This is a genomic window from Pedobacter frigidisoli (assembly GCF_004331675.1).
Classification (GTDB): domain Bacteria; phylum Bacteroidota; class Bacteroidia; order Sphingobacteriales; family Sphingobacteriaceae; genus Pedobacter; species Pedobacter frigidisoli.
The window spans coordinates 1-24,279 of sequence record NZ_SJSN01000029.1 but is presented as its reverse complement, the minus strand read 5'-3'; the positions used below and the strand labels follow the sequence as shown (position 1 = coordinate 24,279).

22 protein-coding genes, 1 tRNA gene and 2 rRNA genes are annotated in these 24,279 nt (G+C 36.4%); 15 read left to right on the top strand and 10 right to left on the bottom strand.

What is annotated here, in order from left to right:
• Positions 1-201: ATP-binding protein (locus tag EZ449_RS21475; RefSeq protein ID WP_165499770.1), on the top strand; the 201-nt coding region annotated here is incomplete at its 5' end.
• Positions 202-592: 391 nt separating this feature from the next.
• On the opposite strand, the gene EZ449_RS21470 is transcribed toward EZ449_RS21475, so the two are convergent.
• The gene (locus EZ449_RS21470) at positions 593-814 is read right to left on the bottom strand and encodes a helix-turn-helix domain-containing protein (RefSeq protein WP_131562793.1); all 222 of its coding nucleotides are present in this window, start codon (positions 812-814) and stop codon (positions 593-595) included.
• 185 nt (positions 815-999) lie between these two features.
• Here EZ449_RS21470 and EZ449_RS21465 point away from each other — a divergent pair, with 185 nt between their 5' ends.
• From EZ449_RS21465 to EZ449_RS21440, 6 genes are all read left to right on the top strand, one after another.
• On the top strand, positions 1,000-1,491 hold the full coding sequence (locus EZ449_RS21465; protein WP_131562791.1) for a hypothetical protein: 492 nt from the start codon (positions 1,000-1,002) through the stop codon (positions 1,489-1,491).
• 3 nt (positions 1,492-1,494) lie between these two features.
• Positions 1,495-1,773, top strand: coding sequence for a hypothetical protein (locus EZ449_RS21460; protein ID WP_131562789.1), 279 nt, complete (start codon positions 1,495-1,497; stop codon positions 1,771-1,773).
• Positions 1,774-2,075: 302 nt separating this feature from the next.
• Positions 2,076-2,152: transfer RNA gene (locus EZ449_RS21455), tRNA-Met, on the top strand.
• A 453-nt stretch (positions 2,153-2,605) separates the two neighbouring features.
• A complete protein-coding gene (locus EZ449_RS21450) occupies positions 2,606-3,628 on the top strand; it encodes a type IV toxin-antitoxin system AbiEi family antitoxin (protein ID WP_165499830.1) in 1,023 nt (340 codons plus the stop codon).
• Positions 3,615-4,463 (top strand): hypothetical protein, encoded by an 849-nt coding sequence (locus EZ449_RS21445; protein ID WP_131562785.1) that lies wholly within the window; start codon positions 3,615-3,617, stop codon positions 4,461-4,463. Before EZ449_RS21450 ends, EZ449_RS21445 begins: the two co-directional genes overlap by 14 nt.
• Positions 4,464-5,277: 814 nt before the next feature.
• Complete coding sequence (locus EZ449_RS21440; RefSeq protein ID WP_131562783.1) at positions 5,278-7,344, top strand: glycoside hydrolase family protein; 2,067 nt, start codon at positions 5,278-5,280, stop codon at positions 7,342-7,344.
• A gap of 599 nt (positions 7,345-7,943) precedes the next feature.
• On the opposite strand, the gene EZ449_RS21435 is transcribed toward EZ449_RS21440, so the two are convergent.
• Positions 7,944-8,606 carry a hypothetical protein gene (locus EZ449_RS21435; protein ID WP_131562782.1) on the bottom strand — a complete coding sequence of 221 codons (663 nt, stop codon included), beginning with the start codon at positions 8,604-8,606 and terminating at the stop codon, positions 7,944-7,946.
• A gap of 540 nt (positions 8,607-9,146) precedes the next feature.
• Here EZ449_RS21435 and EZ449_RS21430 point away from each other — a divergent pair.
• Together EZ449_RS21430 and EZ449_RS21425 are read left to right on the top strand one after the other, a co-directional pair.
• Complete coding sequence (locus EZ449_RS21430; protein ID WP_131562780.1) at positions 9,147-9,734, top strand: Crp/Fnr family transcriptional regulator; 588 nt, start codon at positions 9,147-9,149, stop codon at positions 9,732-9,734.
• A 91-nt stretch (positions 9,735-9,825) separates the two neighbouring features.
• Complete coding sequence (locus tag EZ449_RS21425; protein ID WP_131562778.1) at positions 9,826-10,578, top strand: glucose 1-dehydrogenase; 753 nt, start codon at positions 9,826-9,828, stop codon at positions 10,576-10,578.
• 170 nt (positions 10,579-10,748) lie between these two features.
• Here EZ449_RS21425 and EZ449_RS21420 read toward each other — a convergent pair whose 3' ends face one another.
• Both EZ449_RS21420 and EZ449_RS21415 read right to left on the bottom strand, forming a co-directional pair.
• Positions 10,749-11,363: a hypothetical protein gene (locus EZ449_RS21420; protein WP_131562775.1), complete on the bottom strand. Its 615-nt coding sequence runs from the start codon at positions 11,361-11,363 to the stop codon at positions 10,749-10,751.
• 145 nt (positions 11,364-11,508) lie between these two features.
• A complete protein-coding gene (locus tag EZ449_RS21415) occupies positions 11,509-12,030 on the bottom strand; it encodes a DinB family protein (protein ID WP_131562773.1) in 522 nt (173 codons plus the stop codon).
• A gap of 196 nt (positions 12,031-12,226) precedes the next feature.
• Between EZ449_RS21415 and infC the strand changes: the two genes are divergently transcribed.
• From infC to cysM, 3 genes are all read left to right on the top strand, one after another.
• Positions 12,227-12,796, top strand: coding sequence for a translation initiation factor IF-3 (gene infC / locus EZ449_RS21410; protein ID WP_131562770.1), 570 nt, complete (start codon positions 12,227-12,229; stop codon positions 12,794-12,796).
• 203 nt (positions 12,797-12,999) lie between these two features.
• Positions 13,000-13,815, top strand: a complete 816-nt coding sequence (locus tag EZ449_RS21405; RefSeq protein ID WP_131562768.1) for a serine O-acetyltransferase — start codon at positions 13,000-13,002, stop codon at positions 13,813-13,815.
• Between the two features lies 1 nt (position 13,816).
• A complete protein-coding gene (cysM, locus tag EZ449_RS21400; RefSeq protein WP_131562766.1) occupies positions 13,817-14,689 on the top strand; it encodes a cysteine synthase CysM in 873 nt (290 codons plus the stop codon).
• A 9-nt stretch (positions 14,690-14,698) separates the two neighbouring features.
• Here cysM and EZ449_RS21395 read toward each other — a convergent pair whose 3' ends face one another.
• From EZ449_RS21395 to EZ449_RS21385, 3 genes are read right to left on the bottom strand one after another with little or no spacing between them, the layout of a single operon-like run.
• A complete protein-coding gene (locus EZ449_RS21395; protein ID WP_131562765.1) occupies positions 14,699-14,956 on the bottom strand; it encodes a hypothetical protein in 258 nt (85 codons plus the stop codon).
• An 11-nt stretch (positions 14,957-14,967) separates the two neighbouring features.
• Complete coding sequence (locus EZ449_RS21390) at positions 14,968-17,541, bottom strand: hypothetical protein (RefSeq protein WP_131562763.1); 2,574 nt, start codon at positions 17,539-17,541, stop codon at positions 14,968-14,970.
• A gap of 49 nt (positions 17,542-17,590) precedes the next feature.
• Positions 17,591-18,472 carry an AsmA family protein gene (locus EZ449_RS21385; RefSeq protein ID WP_131562761.1) on the bottom strand — a complete coding sequence of 294 codons (882 nt, stop codon included), beginning with the start codon at positions 18,470-18,472 and terminating at the stop codon, positions 17,591-17,593.
• Positions 18,473-18,677: 205 nt separating this feature from the next.
• Here EZ449_RS21385 and EZ449_RS21380 point away from each other — a divergent pair, with 205 nt between their 5' ends.
• From EZ449_RS21380 to EZ449_RS21370, 3 genes are read left to right on the top strand one after another with little or no spacing between them, the layout of a single operon-like run.
• The gene (locus EZ449_RS21380) at positions 18,678-19,862 is read left to right on the top strand and encodes a glycosyltransferase family 87 protein (RefSeq protein ID WP_131562759.1); all 1,185 of its coding nucleotides are present in this window, start codon (positions 18,678-18,680) and stop codon (positions 19,860-19,862) included.
• Complete coding sequence (locus tag EZ449_RS21375; RefSeq protein WP_131562757.1) at positions 19,859-20,791, top strand: glycosyltransferase family 2 protein; 933 nt, start codon at positions 19,859-19,861, stop codon at positions 20,789-20,791. The genes EZ449_RS21380 and EZ449_RS21375 overlap by 4 nt, the downstream gene beginning before the upstream one ends.
• Positions 20,791-21,567, top strand: a complete 777-nt coding sequence (locus EZ449_RS21370; RefSeq protein WP_131562755.1) for a polysaccharide deacetylase family protein — start codon at positions 20,791-20,793, stop codon at positions 21,565-21,567. Before EZ449_RS21375 ends, EZ449_RS21370 begins: the two co-directional genes overlap by 1 nt.
• Positions 21,568-21,614: 47 nt before the next feature.
• Here the strand turns inward: EZ449_RS21370 and EZ449_RS21365 are convergent, their stop codons facing one another.
• From EZ449_RS21365 to EZ449_RS21355, 3 genes are all read right to left on the bottom strand, one after another.
• Positions 21,615-23,564: a S8 family peptidase gene (locus EZ449_RS21365; protein ID WP_225872402.1), complete on the bottom strand. Its 1,950-nt coding sequence runs from the start codon at positions 23,562-23,564 to the stop codon at positions 21,615-21,617.
• A 200-nt stretch (positions 23,565-23,764) separates the two neighbouring features.
• Positions 23,765-23,876 (bottom strand): 5S ribosomal RNA (gene rrf / locus EZ449_RS21360).
• A 140-nt stretch (positions 23,877-24,016) separates the two neighbouring features.
• A 23S ribosomal RNA gene (locus EZ449_RS21355) occupies positions 24,017-24,279 on the bottom strand; the annotation flags it as partial.

Below are 24,279 nucleotides of genomic sequence, written 5' to 3'. Positions count from 1 at the left end.
TTTAACTTCGTAAACCAACTTTATGAAAGCACCTCATTTATTATCACCACCAACAAAATGCCTGCTGACTGGGCCAAAATGCTGGATGATGAGGTGCTGGCCACAGCTCTGCTGGACAGGCTTCTATTCCGGTGTGAGGTAATCAGTCTTGCGGGAAAATCTTACAGAATGGAAAATAGGAAAACAATATTTGCAAGTTAGGACCAGAAGATTAGCTTTGTAAAACTGTGCACACTTGTTGCCGTTTTCTGTGCACTCTTAATTGCCAATTCTTGTGCAGTGTTATTTCCCGATTACATAGTGCCTTACAAAGAATTGAATAGAGTTGCTATGTATATTTGTAAACTCATCACTAGCATCCATTAAGCTCAACAAGTACAAAATATAGTCTTTAGCATTTGCGATATCTATAGGATGCTCTATTAACATGTTACGTACATCAATATTAGGTATACTTACTTCAATCTCACTATATTGTGTCATCCGTTTATCTACATGTACAGGCGTGAATGTGTTTAAATATGGCCTATATGTCAAAATCTTATTTACTTATTTTTATACAGGAAATCAGCATTAATAAGGAAATCTTGAATTAACTTTTAAAATCAATTAAATCTTTTAACTCTACATTCAATGCTTGTGCTACTTTTAAAAGAGTAGAAACTCTTGGATTTACTCTACCTGATTCTAATCTTGACATATTGGACTTCTCATAATTCAGCTCAACAGCTAACTCTATTTGAGGCATTCCCTGCTGTTTTCTTAGTTCTTTGATACGCTGACCAATGTTTTTAAGTAACTCTTCCTCTGTCATCTATTGTTATCGAATACGACAACAAAGTGATTGATTTCGGTAATTCAGAGGTTATCGTTTAAGATAACCGATACATTTATCAGATACCCTTTCAAAATTTAATATAAATCTGTAAATAAATAAATATTACAATTAAGTTATCAAAAAAGATAACTTTACCATCAAACTTTTTAATTAAAATCAATATGTCAAAATTCACAACCTCAATCATTCTCTTAATCATTTTATTAAGTTTCAAAATTTCTCACTCACAAACTGTAGCAGAAACTAAATCATGGATAGCAAACAAAATACCTACGTTAGAATACAGCAACCAAGACATTAGATATGATTACACAATTACATTTACCGATAAGACTTTGAACATATCTGAAAATATTAAAACATATTTTCAAGGACAGGAGAGCATAATAAACACAACAACAAATGTACCTATATCACAGATAGGATATCTAACCTTTGATGAGAAATCAAATACTGTTTGGCTTACAGTAAAGGCTAAAGACAATCTAAAAGTTTTTTCAAAGGAATTGGATGGAAAAGAGAGCTTAACCAACGAGTGCATTATGATTTTTAGCAAATTGATATTAAAAGATGATTTACAAAATAGATTACGAAAGGCATTCAATAATCTAATCATAAAGTCGGGAGGTAAAGTAATTAAAGAAACATTCTAACTCATGAGAAAAAATCTAAATTTAAAGGCGCTAACGGATAAACTATTAAAAAATATAGGTTTCTTAGGCTTAATTGGTATAGGAATAATCATTTTAGTTGTGCTTTCATGTATAGGGACTTCTGCAACAATTATCTTTAATACTTTGATAGGAGCTAATCCAGTTGATGACGAAACTGGGATATTAATAACAATTCCTTGGTTAGCATTTACTGAGTTCCTCATCTTAGGCATAATACTACTTTTTATTGATAAAGGATACCAATACCTGAAATCAAAATAAAAGAATTTTGATACACAGATGAGACACATATCCCAGAATCCAACTTCAAGTTTATAAAAAGAAACTATAATCTTACTATTCAGTGTAGTAATAGAATTAACTTATCAAAAATTGTATAATCATTAATAATACTTAAGCATACACTATAATCTTTAAGGGTAAACACATGTTATTAGGCTATCTATAAGGGCTATCCATAATATTTTACATTTCTTTTTAATAGAAAGGTAATTTATTCTATATTTGCAACTCCAAAAAATAACCACTTAAATATTTGATAATATAAGCAAATATTTTTACCCGGCGGGGTAGCTCAGATGGTTAGAGCGCAGGATTCATAACCCTGAGGTCGGCAGTTCGATCCTGCTCCCCGCTACCATAGGGGGCAAATCAAATTTTTGTTTGATTTGCCCTTTTTTTGTCCTTAAAACCGCTTTCACGGCACCTAGGACCCGGATTGCTTCATTCCTACGAATAGTTAAATGTTGTACTGCGTCTGCAAAAACACATCTTACAATAGATTACCTTAATATAAAGTTAAATTTTACTTACCTTGTTTTGCTTCGGATAACGCTATGATAATAAATATCATTTTGCGTCAAGCTTATATTGGCCTTATTTTTCATAATGCTTTTTCCCGCAGCCAAGTTGAGGTAAGAAAAAAGGTCAGTTAATCTGGTTCCCATAGGTTACCCTCGTCTGTCGGTAGAGAAAAGCAGTAATCCACCAGCTTCTTTTTAAACTAAACCGGTTAGCAATCGAATTTTGAATTTTAAACTTTGTTTATTATATTGCAATGTTTACTATTTGTAAACATTATAATATAATAAACATGAAAGCATCAGAGATATGGAAAAAAGCAATGGATACATTGCCTAGAGAAATAGCTTATAAATTTTCTAAGCCAAGATTTTTCATAAGTATGGATGAAGAAAGGGGGCTCATAAATTTTAGTTTTAATGACAAAGGAATCGAATATAAACTCTATACCCCTGGGATAATGAGCCATGCTGATGCCTTTTTCTATTCTGACGTAGCGAAATTTTACAGCATGCAAGATAGACGTGTTTTCTTAATGACCCCACACATTTATCCTAAGATTGCTGAAAAGCTAATAACGGATGGAATTAATTATCTAGATGCTTCAGGTAATATGTATATCAATTATGATGATATTTATATACTCAAAACCGGTAAAAAAACAGAGCAAGAGAAAGTGCAAAAAAGTAGGTTATTTAGCGAAAGTGGAGTTAAATTGTTATTTGGCATTTTACAAAGCCCTGGGTTTTTGGAACTAAATTTCAGGAGAATGGGGGCAGCAGTAGGAATATCTGCATCTTCTGTCAGCATCTTACTAACAGAAATGGAAGGTGCAGGCTACTTATACGAGGGCAATAAAAAGAAACGTGTTATTGGGAAGAGACCAGAATTGATTCAGCGATGGGTGAAAGCCTACAATGAGGTATTAAAACCAAAGCTTTTCCTTGGGTCATTTAGTTCTAAAAAAGTACCGCTGAAAACAGAGTTTAAAAATGTTAAGCCCTTGAGTTTTGGTGCGGAATGGAGCGGTGAGCCTGCAGCAAACCTTTATACTAATTACCTAAGTCCTGAAAAGTTTTCTTTGTTTGTAAGGGAAGATAGTAAACAATGGCGTAACACTCTTTCTTTGCTTCCCGAGAAGAATGGAATCTTGTCCGTTTACCGGTATTTTTGGGATACGGGTCATGAAGTTTTTTACAATCAGGAGCAAATTGAAGATGCTGTCCCTCCTTTGATAGTATATGCCGAACTTACTGGCACAGGTGACAGTAGAAACCTAGAAACCGCAAAAATGATTTTTGATGAGTACTTATAAATTACCGGATAATAAAATCCCGGACCACCTTCGAAATGTGGCGAACACGATTCAAGAAATTCTAGGGGAAGAGGCATTAGATTTTCTGTTGATTGGGGCTACCGCGAGAGATATTATCATGCATGGACAATATGATCTGGAATCAGCAAGAAAAACCCTTGATGTTGATTTTGCAATCTATGTCCCAGAATGGAGTGTGTACCAAAAGGTCATGAAAAAGCTAATTGAATCCGGTAAATTTGAAGAAACCAAGGTCGCTCATAGATTACTTTTTAAAGGCGCTGAAGTAGATATCGTTCCCTTTGGCAATATTCAGGATAAAAACGGGGAATATGCATGGCCTCCGGATTTCATGATTGCGATGAACGTAGCCGGATTTAATGAAATACATGATAAAGGGATAACCCTTGAAAGTGAAGATGGGAAATTCAAATTAAGGATTGCGCCGATTGAAGGAATAGCAATCATGAAGGTATTTGCATGGAAAGACAGAAAACATAGAACTCAAAAGGATGGAGAAGATATTGGGTTTATCATTGCAAACTATGTTGAACTCAAATATGATGTACTTTACGAAAAGTATGAGGATATTATAGAGGCTCAAGATTGGGATACAACTGTATCTGGTGCCAGAATTTTGGGTAGGGATATGGGAAAAATCATTAAATCAAATCCCGTAGCAACAGCAAAACTTATTGAAATCCTGAAGAAAGAACTCGAGGATGAGGACAACAGTAATATGGCCAAAACAATGTCGAAGTCAACAGCTGGCTACCTCAAGGCCTATAAGGCCCTTGAGACTTTGCTACAGGGCATCTGGGACGTCACGGGATAAAAAATAAGAAGAAGTGAGCTGAACTGACTGCTTTGGATCAATAATCTTAAAAAACTTGTTTGAAATTATAAAATAACTGTGTCAATCTAAATCAATGCTTCTGAAAAAAATCTAGTTCAAATCTAGTATCATTCTATCAGGAAATCAAAAAGCAAGTTTTTGAGCAGCTGTAGTTCAGCTGATCAGGGGCCTGATCCATTTCTTGCTGATGTTCTTTTGTGCTAGATAGACAGATTTCAGCGGCGCCATATATGAAGTAAATGCAACCTGAGTTTTGGGGGCCATCCAGGTTACCCCAACAAAAACCCTTTACTAACATGACGCTGAAAATGTTGATCTTTAGTTGCTGATTGGGGAAATCGCTATTAATTTCCCCTCCTCGCCGAAAACATTTTTCTCATTACAGTCCGTTTATTGAAAAGCTACAAATAATTGAAAATTGGTGCAACGGGGTCAAATTGATTGGTGAATTCAATTACCATTTGAACAGTTCGATAAGTGACCAGTTAACTTCCTCTAAATTTTAAAATGATTCCCAACTTTTGCCAATTCCTGCAAATCAGGCCAGAAAAAGTTCGAAATCTGTCCAGTAACGGCTACTGATCAAAAGCTCATCGAAAGATGGGCTTTTTTTGTTTAAAAATCTGCTGAGCATATTTAATTTTCTTATTAAATGCTAAAACGAATTAGATTAGCGAAAAATTTCCACGCAGATAGTCAGTATCAATTGGGTTATGTTTATCTTGAGCCTGTCCTTTTAAGATAAGACAATAATGAAAATCAACAATTCTAAAGAATTGGAAAAGTATAAATCATGAAATTATTCACTAAAATATTGGTTTGCTCAGTGTTGATGATGGGACCATCCGTTACGCTTTACGCACAATCAAAACAACAGCCCGTCAAATTGATATTGCGCTCAACACCGTGGACATTTACCGGAGGATCTCCGCTAAGTACGCTTTCGTCAAAAACAAAAAGCGCAATTTTCAAATCCCCGTCAGATAGCAGTAGCTTTACCATAAAATTACTGGTTAATCTTAAAGCAGGCATTGCGAATAGAACACTTATTGATATCCCTAATGTATTAAAAGTCAATACGTTTCAGCACGACGCCAAAGATCGAAAACGGCAAAACTATCCTGCCTATTTATTGCCAGATGGTTCTGATCCAGTTTTGGAAGCAGCTCTCCGACTTCATTCCCCAACGGAACCTAAAGGTCCACAGGATATGGCTGTGGGTATTCCCCTAGCGATGTTAAAAAAACTAAATGGAGCACATGAGCTTGTGCTGCATTTTTCTGGCGTTCGTTGGACTTTATACGTCGATAATGAGCTTCTTGATAACGACTTCCCCATCGGGTATCCTAAATGGGGCAAACAAAGCAGCTGGAGCATAGATCCATCCCTGGTTTCTAAAGCAGAAATTTTTTTCACTGAAATGGAGCCACAGAGAGTGGCTTTAGAAAAACCCAGAACTTTATCAGAAATTCAATATTGGACGCCTCAAGGACATAATGCCTGGGTTGGAGATGTTACTACGTTGTTTTATAAGGGACGTTACCATTTATTCTATTTGTTCGACCGCCGTGGTCACGCCAGCAAATTTGGAAAAGGAGGCCATTATTTTGAGCACCTCTCCACCACCGATTTTAAAACCTGGGTAGAGCACGATGCCGCCACGCCAATAGAGGAACAATGGGAGACATTGGGAACGGGTACACCTTTTATTTTTGACAATAAATTGTGTCTCAGTTACGGACTGCACACCACCCGGATTTACCCCAAGGAACAAACCCTATTGCCCTTACAGTGGGATTACTACAATAAACATGGCGTTACGGGATCTTTCCGGTACGACACCATTCCTGGCTATCCTGCAGGCTCAACCTATTCCATTAGTGAAGATGGGATCAGCAATTTCAAGAAATCGAAAATCTTATTTCATCCATGCGAAAACCCTAGTGTGTATAGTGATCCTGATGGACGCCTGCGCATGTTGGCGAATTATGGAGCAAAAGGGACCTGGGAATCTAAGTCCATTGATGGCGGCTGGAAATCCGTCAATCCAAACTTCCCTCCTGGTGGCGATTGTACATTTTTCTTTCGCTGGAAAAATTTTGACTACGTGATTGGTGGTTTTACCGGTTTTTGGACAAAACCCGCCAGTGCAACAGAAGAGAAATTTATAGATGGTGTTAAAGCAGGGCTCGACTTTTATAATGGTATGAATGTGCCAGCCGTAACAGAAATCAGCAAGGGTCGGTTTTTGCTGGCTGGCTGGATTCCGATAGCCGTTTGGGGCGGAACATTAGCCATACATGAAATGGTTCAGGCGTCCGACGGCAGAATTGGAACGAAGTGGATGACCGAAATCATGCCTTCAACCCAACAAGAAAGGTTACTCTCAAAAGAAATTAAAGAAACTGCCACATTTCCTTTAGGATCTTCTTCGTTCCTATTAACTTTCGACGTAGCACCTTGCACTGATCTAAATGGAAAACTAGGCGCACTTTTTCTAGGCGCAAACGGTGAAGATCATGCTGCTGAAGTTCAAATCAGTCCAAATTATAAAAGGGCACAATATGGAAATGGACAGCTTCAGCATTTTTCTATTACTGAGAAATCCTTACGTGAGGGAGGATCGCCAAACGGTGTGCGTAATTATGCTATTGAAAATCTGTCTGCTACAGATAAACCGTTCACAGTGCGAATGATTGTTAAATATGATCACAAATTTGGCGGATCGTTAATTGATACTGAAATTGCTGGTCAGCGCACTATGATTTCTTTCCGCCCTGATTTAAAAGTGGAAAAATTATTATTAAGGGCGGAAAATAGCGGTATTAAAAATGTAAAAATTGCTGCACTTAAAAATTAGGAAAATTGTCTTTCGATTATTGCGTATTTGACTTTTGAAAGTAGTCAACAAACAGGCATAAGTAAAAAATCAATAAAACATTGTTTTCTTAATTCTACATTTTAGGTCCTCCTATCTATTATTGGAATTTCGTTTGTATTGTCATTTTTTGATCGATTGACTTAACCTTTTGACTTATTGAGTTTGTTTCGGATCTTCAATAAAAAATTCTCTCATAATGTGAACGAAGAAAGAACCTCCCATCTGGCTTAGGTCTCCGCAGGGAGAGTTGGATACTACCTTTTCTAGTTTAAGTGTTCTAAAGGATAACTTAAATTTCTTTGAAAACCCAGGTCTCCAAACCGAAATAGCTTTCCGTATTAAATATGTAAAGGAGCGACAACCTCCTAGGAGTTTTATTTTTTATTAGTTTTGTCGATACTATATTTCCAGACAAAGTCATTGTTTATATTTTAGATTTAAGTGACTGCAAAAAAGCGGTCGCTTAGACCAGCGAGGGGCTAAGCTTTGCGAGATCTTGACCTAAATACCTAAAGTTAAGTTTAGGTTTATATCTTTAATCACTAGTGGGCTGACGAAAAACCCATTTGCTTTGTAGTCTATTGCTGATTGAGTATACCGTAATAATGGGTGCCAGTATTATTGTTGTAATGTGAATAGTATAGCTGGCCGGCTGCGATAGACATGAGGTTCTGCTTGGTTCCGCCAGTGGTGTTTGCAATGGCTACACCGTTATTTAGCAAAGTGTAATCGGCTCCGACATCTACCTGTGCAATGCCCTCAACGGTAACAGTGAACTTTTTATCAGTCGTAAACTTGATCATACAAATCTTTCCATTGTCTACACCGCTTACGGCCACTATACCTTGAAAGGTTTTCCCCGCAAAAGCATCTGCATCGGGTATTTTTTGTAGATGGTTGGCCCTGTAAGTAGTAGGCTTATTTGTACTGGTAACATTCCCGTCAGCAACATTAAAGGTTACCTCAGTAATGTTAAAAACACCATCTGTATATGTATAACTTGGCTGTGTGAGTATAAGGCCGCCTATCGCAGTTTTTTGGCTTTTGGCGTTAGAGAGAAAAGTAAACACGTAAGTGCTTGGATACTTGGCACCAGGATTTAGGTATTCGCCAGTGATGTAATATCTAGTGGGATCGAAAATTTCAGGTTCAGTTGTTTTTTCTTTCTTACAGGAAGCAAATACAGCAATTATAGAAATGATGAAAAGTGTTTTTACAAGTGTGGTGTTCAGATTTTCCATGCCAATGTTGTTAAAGGTTAACCAAACTAACCACTTTCTAACTTGGTTTTGCGGGGCAATGATTGAAACGTACCTTTGAATGAGCGAATGCTGTTTTTGATTTAGTAAGCTCAATAAAAAAATTAAAAGTTTTTTAACTCCATACACGCCCTCGATGGCGATACGAAAGACGACAACACTAAAAGGCAGAAAAAGTTAGGGTATAACCTTTTTCTCTTAACCAATCGCAAAGCCAACTATGGCGCACTTGCCTTGCTCGAAAAGGAATTTAGCATTGCAGTATAGTCAAGGAGTTAGAAGAAGTCGAAACATTCGCGCAGCCGTTGCTGCCCGTAAAGTCAGTATCTAAAATTGCCAGTTGTAATCACTTCCCATTTATACAATAAATTATAAACGATCTTCAGCCGATCATTAATCCTGCGCTACCCTCAATAGCATACCCATAATTTTACAAAGACACCTTTTAAAGTTCGAGTAACTAAAAAGGAACAAACTACCCTGAAAGTTTTATTTTTGATGATTCTCATTAAGAACTCTAAAATGCAGAATTTTCAAGCGCTTTACGATTACATTGAAAAGCTAACGGGCAAAATGCTTTCAGTGGATGATAAGCAAGTATTTACAGCTCATTTCAAACCTAATAAAATTCGGAAGCGACAATACTTTCTACAGGAAGGGGATGTATGTAAATACACTGGATTTATTGTGAAAGGGGCTGCCAAGACATATACAGTAGATGAAAAAGGGAATGAGCACATTTTAAAATTAAGTGTTGAAGATTGGTGGTTAGCCGATTTTGAGAGTTTCTACAAATTGACACCAAGTCGTTTTAATATTGAAGCGCTGGAGGATATGGAGATCTTACAGATCACTCATGCTTCTGTAGAGGAGTTCATAAAACCTATTCCGGCATTTACATCGATGCAAAATGTGCTGAGTCAAAATAATACCATAGCTGCACAGAAAAGAATGCAGTCTTCCATCAGCCAAACCGGCGAGGAACGATTTCAAGAACTCGTGAACGATTATCCACACTTTATACAGCGGTTTCCGCAAAATCTAATTGCCTCTTACCTGGGCTTAACCCCAGAAACCCTAAGCCGAATCAGGAAGAGTTCCTCGAAGTAGATTGATTTTAATCAAGCGTATTTAATGACTTTTGTTAAGATGCAGGTCGTCGCATAGCTGCACCTTTGGTTAACATAAAATAGGTAAAATCATGAGTAAATTAATAAATAAGGTAGCCGTAATTACTGGCGGCAATAGCGGTATTGGATTTGGTATTGCTGAGGCATTTAAAAGTGAAGGCGCAACTGGAACTATTGTGGGTAGAAACCCTCAAACTTTAGAAAATGCTATTGCGCAACTGGGCAATGATTTTATAGCCATCAATGCAGACGTGACGAACCTTGTCGATTTGGAAAGCGTGTTTAAAGAAACAGCGGCTAAATTTGGTAAATTAGATATATTGGTAGCCAATGCCGGTGCAGGAACAACCGGAACCGTAGCAGAGGTAAGCGAGACTGACTACGACAAAACCATGGACCTTAACCTGAAAAGCGTTTACTTCACGGTTCAAAAAGCACTGCCTTATATGAATGATGGTGCATCTATCATTCTGATCGGTTCCAATGCCGCTCATCGGGCATATCCATCGTTCGGGCTTTACGGCGCTGCAAAAGCTGCTGTGATCTTTTTGGCAAAAAGCTTTTCTAACGACTTGCTAGCCAGAAAAATCAGGGTAAACGTAATCACACCGGGTACTACAGACACCCCTGCATTCGATAAATTCGTTCCTGCAGAACATATTGAAGCGGTGAAAGCACAGTTTGCAGGTGTAATGCCGATAGGCAGGATTGGGCAGCCATCAGACATTGGTAAAACAGCGGTTTTCCTTGCCTCAGAAGATTCATCGTTCATGCTTGGCGCCGAAATCGTTGTTGATGGCGGCATGACTTACCTGGCTAAATAGTTTTTTATTCGCTGGCATGCTTTCAAACTCATGCCAGCGAATACTAAATGCCAAGAATGCCGCAATAAAATATTGATGATGGTATTCGTCTAGGGTTTCTAAACGAAATTATTTATTTAGGATAGTAGAATTATCAATCAGCATTTGATGGGAGCAGCCTTTTATAAATACTACCTAGCAACATCGAAAGCGTAAGCAGCCCTGATTCCAAAAAATGAGGTAGATCGTTGATCGATAATCATACCCTCGTAACGAATGCCTAAATCCACATAATTTTTACCTGTTGTAGGGATTTGAACACCAATTGTTGGTGTATAATTGAATAAGGTTCCCTTAATTTCATATTGGCTGGCAACAAATGAGTTAATATTCTCGACACCTTTTACACCAAGAGCAATTGTACCGCCAATTTCTCCAGCAACGTACACATATTTTAGAAATCTAAACTTCATCCCGATTTTGATTGGTATAAACCTGGCATTAAGATCTACAGCCTTATTATTGCCTGGCAAAGCTAAATTTCCCATAAAATTCATATAACCAACACTTGCAAGTAAGCTCTTGTGTTCGGTAACTCCAAAACGATACCTAACGGCTCCACCGATTCCGTTATCATAAATATCTCCAAAGTCTCCAAGACCTTTTAGATATTCTACGCCAATTTCTAATGCATTTGTTCTTTTCTCAACCCCTATTTCAGAGGTTCTTTTATCTTGCGCTAAGGCGTGAGAGAAACAGAAAAAGAGTCCGAAAACAATCGTTGATAGTTGTATACTTCTTTTCATAAATTATAGGTTTGATTTGCCCGTAAGATACAATTCTAGCCTTAAATTTTAAGCACAAATGCTAAATTTTCATTTTAAAATAAGTAGAAATTGCAACAATACTTATTTAGAAGAGTTTATTGGAACAATTGTCTAGATAGCCACATCATATAGGAATATTAATCTTCCTCACTACAGCAACCGTAACCATTAACTGGCCAACATGCCGCATAGTATGTTCAGCAGCGTGAAACAATAATCCAATAACCGTTGAGGGTAACCCTGCTCGGCCCACTCCCCTAAAATCAGTCAATATAGATTCATCGGTATTTTTAATTTGCTGCAGGGCAACATCTACCTGATTATTGAAACGCAATAACAATTCATCGACCGTAAACCCAACAACATCACCTAAATCTTCATCATATAATTGCTTAAACTGAAATTCAGATAAGCTTTCTGACCTCGCATAAGTAAAAACCCGATCTAGCACACCACTCAAATGTTGTAAATGAAAACCGGTTGAAGCCACTCCTGCGGGCCGAAGCCAAAGTAATTCGTTGGGAAATTCAATTAAATACTCATTAAGTTCCTCTCTAGCTTGAAGCAAGGCATGGGCAATGGGCTGTAATAATGGAATGATTTCGGGTAACGGTCCCCGCTGCCAAACTTCTAGTTTTTGCGACATTTAAGTTGTATTTATGAGTTTAAAGTTATGTATTTCTGAAGTAACTCATCAGAATTATTGTTTTTTTGATGGTTTGGTCTTCAGTAAAAAGTCATTAAAAAAACTAGTATTAGGATAAGCGACTTCAAAAAGGTACATTGTTAGATTAGGACATAGAATTTGTCTATCATTTTATTTTTTCATTAAACTTTTCAATTTGGCATTAAAAAAAGCAGGATTTTACAGAGGGCCACGCTTACCCTTCAGAAAGAAAGAAGCAGAACATAAGATTAATCAATTAGTTACCGCACCAGAGGTAAGATTAACAGGAGAAAATGTTGAAACAGGCATTTATCCAGTAAGCCAAGCCATTGATATGGCCATAGAACAAGGCTTAGATCTGGTGGAAATTTCTCCAAATGCAGTACCGCCAGTCTGCCGCATTGTTGATTATAGTAAGTTTCTTTACGAACAAAAAAAGAAGCAGAAAGAAATCAAATCAAAGGCAAAGCAAACCATTATTAAAGATATTAGATTCGGACCAAATACTGATGACCATGACTTCCAGTTTAAGTTAAAGCATGCCGTTTCATTTTTGGAGAGCGGAGAAAAAGTTAGGGCGTTTGTTCATTTTAAAGGAAGATCAATTGTTTACAAAGAGCAAGGCGAAATTCTCCTACTAAAGTTTGCACAAGGATTAGAAGAAGTTGGTAAAGTAGAATTACTTCCAAAATTAGAGGGTAAAAGAATGTTCTTAACCTTAGCACCGAGATCTGGCAAAAAGTAACTTCATTTGAATATTTATTTATAGCTCATCGAAAGATGGGCTTTTTTTTTGAAATTAAATTTTGCCAAATTAACCACCATGTGGTTTATGCAAATTGCAAGATATGACGTTCAATAAATTTGAGATATTAAAATCTAATATTACCTTGACGAAAATTTAAACTTTGCGGTTAAAGTTTTTTACCGCTTAAAAATTAAGGCAAAATGGATAACGATTTCTTAAGCTTACTTTATAAAAGACCTGTTTATGGTATAAATATTCCATCGAATAAGGTTATTTCTGAATGGGCGCTGAGTGTAATCCGTTTTTTATATCCTGACAATTTACCAGAACAAAAAAATACTTTTCAGCTTAAGGAAGAGGTAAATAAACTTGAGGAAGCGCTAGGAGAAATTATAGCGGCAAACTGCAAGGAAAAAAATATCAGCTGCAGAGAAACTGCGGTACACTTTTTTAATCAGCTACCCACACTTTATGAAATCTTGAATACCGATATTCAAGCAATTTTTAATGGCGACCCCGCTGCTGCAAGCGAATTTGAGGTAATTAGAACCTATCCTGGTTTTTACGCTATTTGCTTCTATCGAATCGCCAATATTCTATCACTCTCAAATGTTCCCTTAGTGCCAAGAATTTTAACAGAACACGCTCATTCCAAAACTGGTATTGATATTCATCCTGCAGCAACGATTGGTGCCTTCTTCCATATCGATCACGGTACAGGAATTGTTATTGGTGAAACCACCAAGATTGGAAAACATGTTAAGTTGTATCAGGGCGTTACATTAGGAGCGCTAAGCGTTCGTAAAAATCTGGCTGGCAGCAAACGTCATCCAACAGTAGAGGATTATGTCATTATTTATTCTGGCGCTACAATTTTAGGAGGCGAAACAGTTATTGGCCATAACAGTGTAATTGGTGGCAATGTATGGATTACGGAAAGCATTCTTCCCTATTCAACGGCTTACCATTCACCGATAATTAAGGTTAGAAACATTAACGAAACAAACGAAATATAAAATGGTTGGCATTATAGATTTGATTGGAAATACACCAATGGTTGAAATTTCCCATCTCAATCCAAATAAAAAAGTGAAAATTTATGCGAAGCTCGAAGGAAATAATCCTGGAGGGAGTGTTAAAGACCGTGCCTCGTTAAACATGATTCGCAGTGCGATGGAACGCGGAGACATTACCGATGGCACAAAACTGGTTGAGGCAACAAGTGGAAACACCGGGATTGCCTTAGCAATGATTGCCAGTTTGTTTGGTTTGGAAATTGAATTGGTTATGCCATCCAACGCTACCCGTGAACGCACATTAACCATGGAAGCCTTTGGGGCCAAGGTTACACTATTGGAAAGCATCGAAGTATGCAGAGACTATGCTGAAGCAAAGGGAAAAGAAGCGGGATATTACTTGCTCAACCAGTTTGCCAACAGTGATAATTATATGGCGCATTATAAAACAACCGGACCAGAATTATGGAATGATACCGATCATAAGATCACTCATTTCGTAAGTTCAATGGGCACCACCGGAACCATTATGGGTTGCTCTAGGTATTTAAAGGAAAAAAATAATAACATCCAAATTGTCGGTTGCCAACCTACAGAAGGTGCTTCTATTCCTGGCATTAGGCGTTGGCCAATTGAATATCTTCCGAAAATTTTCGAACCTGAACGGGTAGATCGGGTAATGGATATTTCTCAGGAAGAAGCTGTGGATATGGCCAGAAAACTAGCAAAAACTGAAGGTGTTTTTGCTGGTATGAGTACTGGCGGCGCATGTTCTGCTGCGATTAAATTGGCATCAGAATTAGAAGAAGGAATTATTGTGTTTATCGCTTGCGATAGAGGTGACCGCTATTTAAGCAGCGATCTGTTTGGATAAAATTTTTATTTAGAGCTGTTGAGGTAAATGGTATTTTAGCTTTGCCTCACGCTCTTGCTTTTTAAGTTTGCTTTCCTTTTTTAACCCAACGCTTGATACAAAACCGCCCATGACAGTTTTTATCCAATAGTTAAAAACAAACTTATTTCTATTTCTTTCGAAGAAAAGAAAGGCAGGTTTGGAGTTTTTATTCGGTAAAATGAGGTTCACAAGCTTGTTCTCCAAGAATAGTATAAAGGTTTTTCGATCAGGATTTTTCTTGTCCAAAAGACTAATTTTTAAATTCCTGTAGGGGAATAAAATTCTCCATCTGCTAAATATTTGTTACCACTCCAATTAACAAATAGCGTTTCTGTATTACCGCTGTTTACCCTAACTGCAGCCATTGGAATACTAATCTGACTAAAATTCGTCAAATCCATAGGTACAATTGCCAAGTTCATTTTGAACCCAGAGAGAGAATCCAAGTATGACTCACGATAATTTAAACTTACTTTACTTTTTCCAAGTAAATCTACATTGCCATTAACAATTAAACTATCCAAATCTTTAAATTGATTTGTTAGATTGAGCACCTTAACGTTAACATTTTCTAACCGAATAATGCCTTCTTTACTTGTTGCCTTAGATATTTCATGAATATTGACGTGGCTAGTCTTGAGCGCTAATTCAATTACTTTAAAAGGAAATTTAACATTTGCAATAAGCTTCGATGGCATGAGTTTTTCCTTTTGCGATCCATCAGGCATTCGTTTGTCTCTACTTGCGCTTAATTCTGCACCATCGATTAGTACACGCTGAATGTCTAGCTTTTCCTTCTTAACCATTCTTGAAACCCCAACACCATCCAGTTCGATATTTCTTGCATTTGCTGCAATATAATCAGCCTGAAGCGGATGTATTAATCTGGTTTCTTCCCATGATAAATTTGGTCTAAAATCAAATCCAGTTAAAGTAGCCCGCTTATTTTCGGGTAACCATTTAATATTATCAACCTTTATAGTGGAGGATTTATTTTGATAATTGATTCCATAGATGTTCAAATCTGTTTTATACAAAAACCTCTCCCAAGCCAATGGCATTCCCTGCTTGAATTTGTTGTCTTTTGACCGAATTGAAGCATCATTTACAGTAAAATGTGTACTATCCTTTAGAAAATTTAAGTTCATTTTATTGCTTCCAAATTCGATTGCCGTGGAAAGTTCCAGCCTATTATTTACCTTATTGAGAACAGTATTGCTAAGCTCCAAGTTAAATGGCGCTGATAAATTTATTCTAGGTTTTATAAAATTCAATTGATTCACGCTAATTTTTGCATCCTCGAAAGCAATCAATTCCTTTCCTAGTTTATGCCCTGTAGCATTTTTTAGGTTGAGATTTAAATCAGCAATAATTTTAGTTGTGTCGTTGGCTTTTATCTTTTGAACATCGATCTTCCCATTTTTAACTACCAAATTTCTAATCTCAAAATCAATTGGAAAGTTAAACAGCTTTTTCTCTTTAGCTTCACGAGATTCTTGAGGTTTCAAGCTTATTTTGGGGTCAATTACATGAACAAAATCGAGTTTAACTGTTTTTAAATAGCTTGATAGAAAAGGACCTTTAACCTCTATCAAAGGCATGTTAATTCCTTGATTATTACTTTCTTTAACAACTATTCCTTCAAACTTATTAACGCTTCTGGCATTTAGCTTAATCGACCTCGCTTTAATAGATAATTTTTCTGTTCGATAATTTAAATTATTAAAATCTCCTCCAAAGTTATCCCAAACAAAGCTTTTGCCTGCTGATTTTAGCTGTTGAGCAAAAATATTTTTTCCTTGAACTTGAATATTTTTCATGGAATTTATTTCGCTTAACTTAAAACTGGCAATATCCAAACGACCAATATGGATTTTAGGTAAGGGCTTATGGGGAGCATTTTGCTTAGCAGAGTTCCCTAGCGTTATCGCTAATGCACCAGCCTTTAACGAATCAATATAAATTAGTTTATAACTTTGATACAAATCCCAATCTAACCATTCCCAATATACTTTCTTGCCATTTATTTTGGTTCCGTTTGCCAAGTTTACATCTACCGAACTGGCACTATTATGCCTTAATAATCCATTAAAAAAGTAATCATTTAGTGTAAACTTTAGCTTTGATGAAGTAAGCTTCATTTGCTTGAAGCTAATTTCGGGGATCGCATATTTAATCTCCAGCGTCGTATCACTATTTAGAAGTTTATCCACCAAAATCCTAGAATTTAGCTTGGTTATTTTAACATTAGTATTAAATTTAGCATGAGAGCTCAAATGAAATGATCCGTCCTTAATCTTAAACTGTTTAACAGCAATTAATCCCTTAATATTTCTAAATAAGCTAAAAACCTTACTAAAATCAGCAACCGTATCCACAACCTTAACCGTCGTTAACTTTGGTGAGGATAAAACCGTAATCACTGGATTTAAAAGTTCTGCCTCTTCTGCGTATATCCTTTTATTTAACAAGGCTGATAAATCAACTTTTTTTAACAGCAATGATGGTGTTTTAAAATTCAGACTATTTTTGCCTTTTGGATGAATTAGCGCATATTCAGCATTTTTTAGAATAACAACATTCTGGGCTATAGCCAGTTCATCAACAGTGAGTTGCGATTTGCCATCTTTTGAAAGGAATTTAATTTTATTAAGGTTGAGCTTAATACTATCTGTTTGTAGAGAATTTTGCTTGGATGGATGATAGGAAAGATTATATATATTCACATTCACCTTTTTGGTGGCATAGTGCTCTTGGGCACCGATGCTATCCATATTTAAAAAACTTCCATCCTCAATGCCAATATATTTAAACTTAACTTGCCTAAACAAGTATTTAATTTTGGCATTATCTACAGGTTTTGATGTTTTGTTATTATTCCTACCAAATTGAAAGAACCGGCTTCAAAAGCAATACGGTATCTAAAATAAGTTCATCCTTTGTAAAAATGGAAGCAAGCGCCGATGATTTGAACCTAAATTTATCAGCAGTAATTTTGGTTTCAGTTCTCAGTGATGTTGCTTTCGCCAAGAAGCCAAAGTTATCCAATTCGAAAAACTGGTTCTTTCCTGAAAAATGCAGATTTTTGAAATTAATCCTATGTAAACCATCAGGGAAATTAATCTCCTGTTTTCCAATAGATAAATCAATATCCTCAGTTGAAAATAGATGCTTGCCTACGTTTTCAGCATCTGAGAAATTTTTAACGGTAAAGTTGATTTGATTTATCCTCAACTCGGTTGGGTTAACCTTACTTTTAAAAACGTACGTTGCATTTTTGATATGGAAAGATTTAACCTGCAAATGTACAAGTGCCTTTTTTATTAAACTTTCTATATTTTCAGTATGAAATTGCTTTTTCTGAGTGGCTACAGCCTTGCTGTGTTCGTGCAAAGAAATTAAAGGATCGCTCAGCGATAAGCTATCTAAAATCAATTTCTGATGAAAAATTAGCTGCCTGAAAGATGTGATTCCAAAATAGAGTCTGGCCACCTTAATTTGATAATGAGCTGCTGTATTAACAGAATCCTTTTTAAAGATTGTTGCATTCCTTATAATGATGTTTTTTTTGAGAAGGGAAAAACTGGCACCACCTGCTTCGAAAACATATTGATCATTTGATTTTTCCTTTACCGCAAGCTGAATGATCTCTTTTAATCGATAATCAACCAGTACTGTTAATGCAAATCCAAGAATGACCCAAAAGCATACAAATATTAAGATTCTTTTACCCCATTTCCGTTGGCTATCCGAGAGTTTCATCTAATAATTTATAGATAAAGGTTAGTTTAAATATGTTAGAAAAATGGGATGAAGATTTCTAAAGCTAATATAGTAAGATTAATTCCTAAAAGAAATGATTGCTACAACGATTTGTTTAAATTCGGCAAATTTGCAGGTAGATATTATAAACCAATCCAAATTATAAGCTAAAGGTAAAATCCCTATATTAGCGGCACCAATTGTAATGACCATCTTTAAAAACGCTAGCCTAAACAGAGTTTCAACATTTCTCTTAAAAAAGCAATGTGTTATAGCCATTTATGTCATATTGGCTGTTGTTGCTGGGTTTAAACAATATCATCACCATTCTTATAACAATTACCTTATTTTTAAGTATGTTTATTGGCATACTACCGATCTTCAAAATTTATACAATAACTATCCCGAATATTTAGACAGCAACCATTACGGCCCTTTATTTTCCTTTTTCATTGCACCATTTGCCTTACTACCCGATGGATTGGGAATGATTCTTTGGAATGTTGCCAATGTTTCCATATTACTTTGGGGGATTTATAGCTTACCGTTATCCATAAATAAACGAACCATTATTGCATGGATCTGTGCTCACGAAGCTTTAACAGCATTGCTGAGTTTTCAATTTAACATTACCCTTACCGGAACAATTTTATTAAGCTTTTCTTATCTCCTTAAAAAGAAGGAATTTCAATCTGCTTTCTTCATTGCCCTCGGAACATTGATTAAACTTTATGGAATAGTTGGCTTGGTTTTTTTCTTCTTTACTAAGCGTAAGTTGAGGTTTATTTTAGGCGGATTAATCGCTTTGTCCATCTTCTTTGTGTTACCAATGGCAATATCATCGCCAGCTTTTGTCATACAGTCCTATCAAGATTGGTATCTATCGCTATCTCACAAAAATGCCATCAATGCCTCACTTACCTCATTTCAAGATATTTCGATTATGGGTATGGCACGAAGAATAACCGGAAATGTTTCCATACCAAATGCACCTTTTTTACTAGGAGGAATTGTGCTTTTTGCATTACCTTATTTAAGAATTAAGCAATATCAGCACTTAGGTTTTAGATTAATGTTGCTAGCATCTACCTTAATATTTACGGTTATTTTCAGTAGTGGTTCCGAATCTCCAACTTATATTATTGCTTTTGCAGGTGTCGCCATTTGGTTTATCATTCAACAACAACCAAAAAAGATGTGGGTTATTGCACTATTTATTTTTGCATTTATATTAACCAGTTTATCTCCTACTGACGTTTTCCCAAGACCCGTTAAAGAATTTATTCGTCTATATTCCCTCAAAGCCCTACCTTGCGTTATCATTTGGCTAACCATTATCTATCAAATGCTGAAAGAGGATTTTGAGTCTTATCTGATTACCGATAAATGAAGAAATTAGTTTCCATAGTAATTCCTGCTTATAATGAGGATGATAATATTTTTGTGATTGCAGAAAGTATTAAAAGCGTTTTTTCAGCCATTAATTATGATTATGAAATCATCCTCGTTGATGATGGAAGTGCAGATCATACGCTAGAAAAAATTAAGGATTACGCTTTAACGGCTGAAAATATTTTCTTTTTGGAGTTTTCTAAAAACTTCGGCCATCAATTGGCAGTAAAGGCTGGAATGGATCATGCTTTTGGCGATTGTGTAATTTCTATGGATTGCGACATGCAACATCCACCAGAGCTCATACCAGAAATGCTTCAAAAATGGGAAGAAGGTTTTGAGGTTGTCTATACCGTTAGAGAAGAGGATAAAAACCTTTCAAAAGGAAAAAGAAGTTCTTCAAGTTTATTCTATAAATTATTAAACTGGCTTTCTGATATTGATCTTGAGCCTGGGGCGGCAGATTTCCGACTTCTTGATCAAAAGGTTGTAAACGTTTTCCGGAATTTTCACGAGAATGAACCTTTTTTACGAGGTTTGGTAAAATGGCTTGGCTTTAAACAATATGCCATTCGTTACAATCCAGCGGCACGTTTCTCTGGAAAAAGTAAATACACCATAAAAAAAATGTTTAGGCTTGCACTTCATGGTGTAACCTCATTTAGCATAAAACCACTTTATTCTGCAGTTTATTTGGGCTTTATCTTATCTTTTGCTTCGGTTTTATACATTCCGTATATTATTTACGCATTTGTAAAAGGTGTAGAGGTTTCAGGTTGGGCTTCGGTAATTATGACGATCGTTTTCTTCGGTGGTTTGCAATTGATCATTTTAGGCATCATCGGTATTTATGTAGGTAAAATGTTTATGCAAACTAAAAACCGCCCAAATTACATCATTCGTTCTACCAACATCCCAAATAAATAATGGTTCTTTTAAGTTTCGATATCGAAGAATTCGACATGCCTTTTGAATATGGTAAAGACATTTCTTTTGCAGATCAAATAGCAATTTCAAGAGCTGGAACAATTGCCATTCTCGATATTCTAGATAAATACGAAGTCAAGGCAACATTCTTTTGTACCGTTACCTTTGCAGAGAACGTTCCCGATCTGATTAAGAGAATTACCGAAACTGGTCACGAACTGGCATCACATGGTTATTACCATTCCGATTTTAAGCCAGAACACTTACTTCAATCTAAATTAAGGCTAGAGAAGCTTTCAGGGAAAGAAATTACAGGTTATCGCATGGCCAGAATGATGCCTGTTGATGAAAAAGAAATCGAAAAGGCGGGTTATACTTACAATACATCAATTAACCCAACTTATTTACCTGGCCGATATAATAATTTCAACATCTCTAGAACGTATTTCAAAAAAGAGAATGTACTGCAAATACCAGCATCTGTTAGCCCAATAATTCGCTTTCCATTATTTTGGTTATCCTTTCATAACCTACCACTAGGCATTTATAAAAGCCTCTCTAGCTGGACTTATAAAAAAGATAAATACCTAAATGTTTATTTCCATCCTTGGGAATTTACTGATCTAGATGATGTTGAAAGATTTGGTTTTCCGAGTTACGTAACAAAAAATACAGGAAATAAAATGATCAAGAGAATGGAAAATTTAATCTCTTGGATGAAATCAAAAAACTATCCGTTCGGAACATTTCAAGATTTTATTAAAATCATTAAATAACTAATAGATAAAACTTATCCATCTTAATTGAAATTGGCAGCTGAAAACTACTTATAACTTTCAGCCAATTTCAATGCATTATAAGCATTTACAATTCCACCACTCACACAAATTTCGCTAAAAGAAACACGCATATTTTCGCCTCTTTCATTTTTGTATTTTACTTTGTGTATTACCTTTGAAACAGATTTCATTATAATTTCTCGGATTTGGGCAGGCGTTAATTGAGGATAGTAACTTAAAATTAAGGCCGCTAATCCAGATACAACCGGCGAAGCCATACTTGTTCCATCTGCTTCCTCATATTTCCCTTCGGGAATAGTAGAATTAATTAAAAATCCTGGTGCAAAAACATCAACATTGTATTTACCGTAATTAGAGAAATCCGCTTTTAAATTATCGTCATCCTTGTATGCACTCGCACCAACCTCAATCCAATTACTTGCATGTGGTAAATTAAACTTAGCAGAATCTAGTGGTATTGGTTTAACAATTGAAGAACGATCAAAAGCTGGTCTCATACCCATTCCATTGCTTTGCGCATTAGGCTTAGGTGGTGTAAAATCCGCTCTTACAGGTTTCTTATGAATTGCTTTATAAGCATCAGCTTCCTTGCTATCAAAATATTTATTGGGATAATTCTCATCGATATCATTATTTTGGTTATCATTACCAGCAGCATGAACCAAAAGTACACCTTTCTCTTCCGCATATTTCACAGCCTCATCAACCACTTTCTTATCCCATTTATAGCCTTTACCAAAACTCATATTAATTACTTTTGCCCCATTATCAACAGCGTAACGAATACCATTGGCCACATCCTTATCACGCTCATCACCAGTAGGTACAACTCGAATTGCCATAATACTTACATTATTGGCTACACCCATTATGCCTACAGTGTTCGTTCTGTCTGCACCAATAATCCCAGATACATGCGTACCATGAAAAGCATCAGGGCCTTTCACATCGTTATTTCCATAGTTTTTTTGATTTGAATTAGAATAGTCATCACCCACCAATTCGGCTCGCATATCATATTTAGGGTTCAAATTGTACTTCAGCATGGCATCATACTGTTTATAGCCATCCCGTATATTTTTGTAGAATTTTTCAAAACTTCCATCCTCTCTCGATCCTCTTCTTATGATGGTCTTTATATATTCCTCATCTTCATCATCCGCTTTATAATTATCTATATCAGCTAAATTTGGAATTTGTTTTTTATTAACCTTGCCTACCGAATCAACAACCTTAACTATCGCCATCAAAATTGGAAACGTTTTACTCGCATCCTCATATTTCTTCCCAAAATCGCCAACCATCTTTTTATATAATCTGTACTCCTCTTTTTGTGCACTATCTAATGGAGTCATATTAGTGGTAGATTGATATTTGGGAGTATAGATTCTCAAAAGTCTAACCATCTCAAGATTATCAAACTCTAAGTTACCTTTCTTTGAGCCGATAAAATTCCATCCATGAATATCATCGATGTACCCGTTGCCATCATCATCAATACCATTTCCGGGAATTTCCTTTTTATTTGTCCAGATAACGCTATTTAAATCAGGATGATTAGGGTCAACACCTCCATCAATTACAGCGACAATAATATTTTGTTTAGGTTTTTTATCTCTTAATAAATCACGATATGCTTTTTCTGTGCTGATTCCAAAATATCCATTTTCAACCAAATCTGAGTTAAACCAGTTTACAGGAAGTTGTACATTTTTACTTTGTGCAAAAACAGCAAAGTTTATACACGTCAAGAAAGCAAGAAAAGTTAATTTCCTAAAATTTATATATATCATATCATCATGTACGTATTCCCACAATAATACGGTTTTATTGCCTTTGGGATGAAAGATTTTACATTTTTTAACAAGCCACTTAAGGCTTGGAGGCGAAAGTGAGTGCCAACGATCTGGGGTCTGTCCCGCTGTACCTACAATCTTTTTGGGGATAAGCTTCTGGTAAAATGGTTGGGCCATCCCACAAAAAGGATTTCCGTCCCATCGGGCGTAGGTGGCCTGGCCTTTTAGAACTATCAATGTCAGGCAGCACAATGCCGAAATACTGATATTGGAGCGTTAACCCTACGGAGGCAGGCCCATAAAAACCTTTCTATACGAAGAAACCCCATCAGCTGTTGCTGACGGGGTCCTTGTTAAACGCCTCTTGGGCTTTTAAGATTTGGCACCGACCTACTCTCCCACGTGTTACCGCAGTACCATCGGCTCTGGTGGGCTTAACTTCTCTGTTCGGAATGGGAAGAGGTGGACACCACCGATATAGGCACCTAAATATTTTGATATAAGACTAAAGGTAAAAGTCCAAAGCTCAAGGCTATCTGAATTCGCCTTAGTCCTTAGTCTTTCAGCTTTTAGCTTAAATGACATATTATTGAAAGAAGTTAGTTAGAGGAGCAAACAACAGTATGTTGCCTTTGAAAGCCTCGGATGATTAGTACTACTCGACTATGGTGTCGCCACCTTTACATCTGTAGCCTATCGACGTAGTAGTCTCCTACGGTCCTATATGGAACTCTCATCTCGTGGCTAGTTTCGCACTTAGATGCTTTCAGCGCTTATCTATTCCCAGCGTAGCTACTCTGCAATGCCCCTGGCGGAACAACAGATTCACTAGAGGCTAGTCCAACCCGGTCCTCTCGTACTAAGGTCAGCCCCACTCAAAATTCCTACGCCC

What these genes read in the sequence shown, in the direction of transcription:
- EZ449_RS21470 (WP_131562793.1), bottom strand. Translation starts at nt 814, where the DNA reads ATGACAGAGGAAGAGTTACTTAAAAACATTGGTCAGCGTATCAAAGAA.
- EZ449_RS21465 (WP_131562791.1), top strand. Translation starts at nt 1,000, where the DNA reads ATGTCAAAATTCACAACCTCAATCATTCTCTTAATCATTTTATTAAGT.
- EZ449_RS21460 (WP_131562789.1), top strand. Translation starts at nt 1,495, where the DNA reads ATGAGAAAAAATCTAAATTTAAAGGCGCTAACGGATAAACTATTAAAA.
- EZ449_RS21450 (WP_165499830.1), top strand. Translation starts at nt 2,606, where the DNA reads ATGAAAGCATCAGAGATATGGAAAAAAGCAATGGATACATTGCCTAGA.
- EZ449_RS21445 (WP_131562785.1), top strand. Translation starts at nt 3,615, where the DNA reads ATGAGTACTTATAAATTACCGGATAATAAAATCCCGGACCACCTTCGA.
- EZ449_RS21440 (WP_131562783.1), top strand. Translation starts at nt 5,278, where the DNA reads ATGAAATTATTCACTAAAATATTGGTTTGCTCAGTGTTGATGATGGGA.
- EZ449_RS21435 (WP_131562782.1), bottom strand. Translation starts at nt 8,606, where the DNA reads ATGGAAAATCTGAACACCACACTTGTAAAAACACTTTTCATCATTTCT.
- EZ449_RS21430 (WP_131562780.1), top strand. Translation starts at nt 9,147, where the DNA reads ATGCAGAATTTTCAAGCGCTTTACGATTACATTGAAAAGCTAACGGGC.
- EZ449_RS21425 (WP_131562778.1), top strand. Translation starts at nt 9,826, where the DNA reads ATGAGTAAATTAATAAATAAGGTAGCCGTAATTACTGGCGGCAATAGC.
- EZ449_RS21420 (WP_131562775.1), bottom strand. Translation starts at nt 11,363, where the DNA reads ATGAAAAGAAGTATACAACTATCAACGATTGTTTTCGGACTCTTTTTC.
- EZ449_RS21415 (WP_131562773.1), bottom strand. Translation starts at nt 12,030, where the DNA reads ATGTCGCAAAAACTAGAAGTTTGGCAGCGGGGACCGTTACCCGAAATC.
- EZ449_RS21405 (WP_131562768.1), top strand. Translation starts at nt 13,000, where the DNA reads ATGGATAACGATTTCTTAAGCTTACTTTATAAAAGACCTGTTTATGGT.
- cysM (WP_131562766.1), top strand. Translation starts at nt 13,817, where the DNA reads ATGGTTGGCATTATAGATTTGATTGGAAATACACCAATGGTTGAAATT.
- EZ449_RS21385 (WP_131562761.1), bottom strand. Translation starts at nt 18,472, where the DNA reads ATGAAACTCTCGGATAGCCAACGGAAATGGGGTAAAAGAATCTTAATA.
- EZ449_RS21380 (WP_131562759.1), top strand. Translation starts at nt 18,678, where the DNA reads ATGACCATCTTTAAAAACGCTAGCCTAAACAGAGTTTCAACATTTCTC.
- EZ449_RS21375 (WP_131562757.1), top strand. Translation starts at nt 19,859, where the DNA reads ATGAAGAAATTAGTTTCCATAGTAATTCCTGCTTATAATGAGGATGAT.
- EZ449_RS21370 (WP_131562755.1), top strand. Translation starts at nt 20,791, where the DNA reads ATGGTTCTTTTAAGTTTCGATATCGAAGAATTCGACATGCCTTTTGAA.
- EZ449_RS21365 (WP_225872402.1), bottom strand. Translation starts at nt 23,564, where the DNA reads ATGGCCCAACCATTTTACCAGAAGCTTATCCCCAAAAAGATTGTAGGT.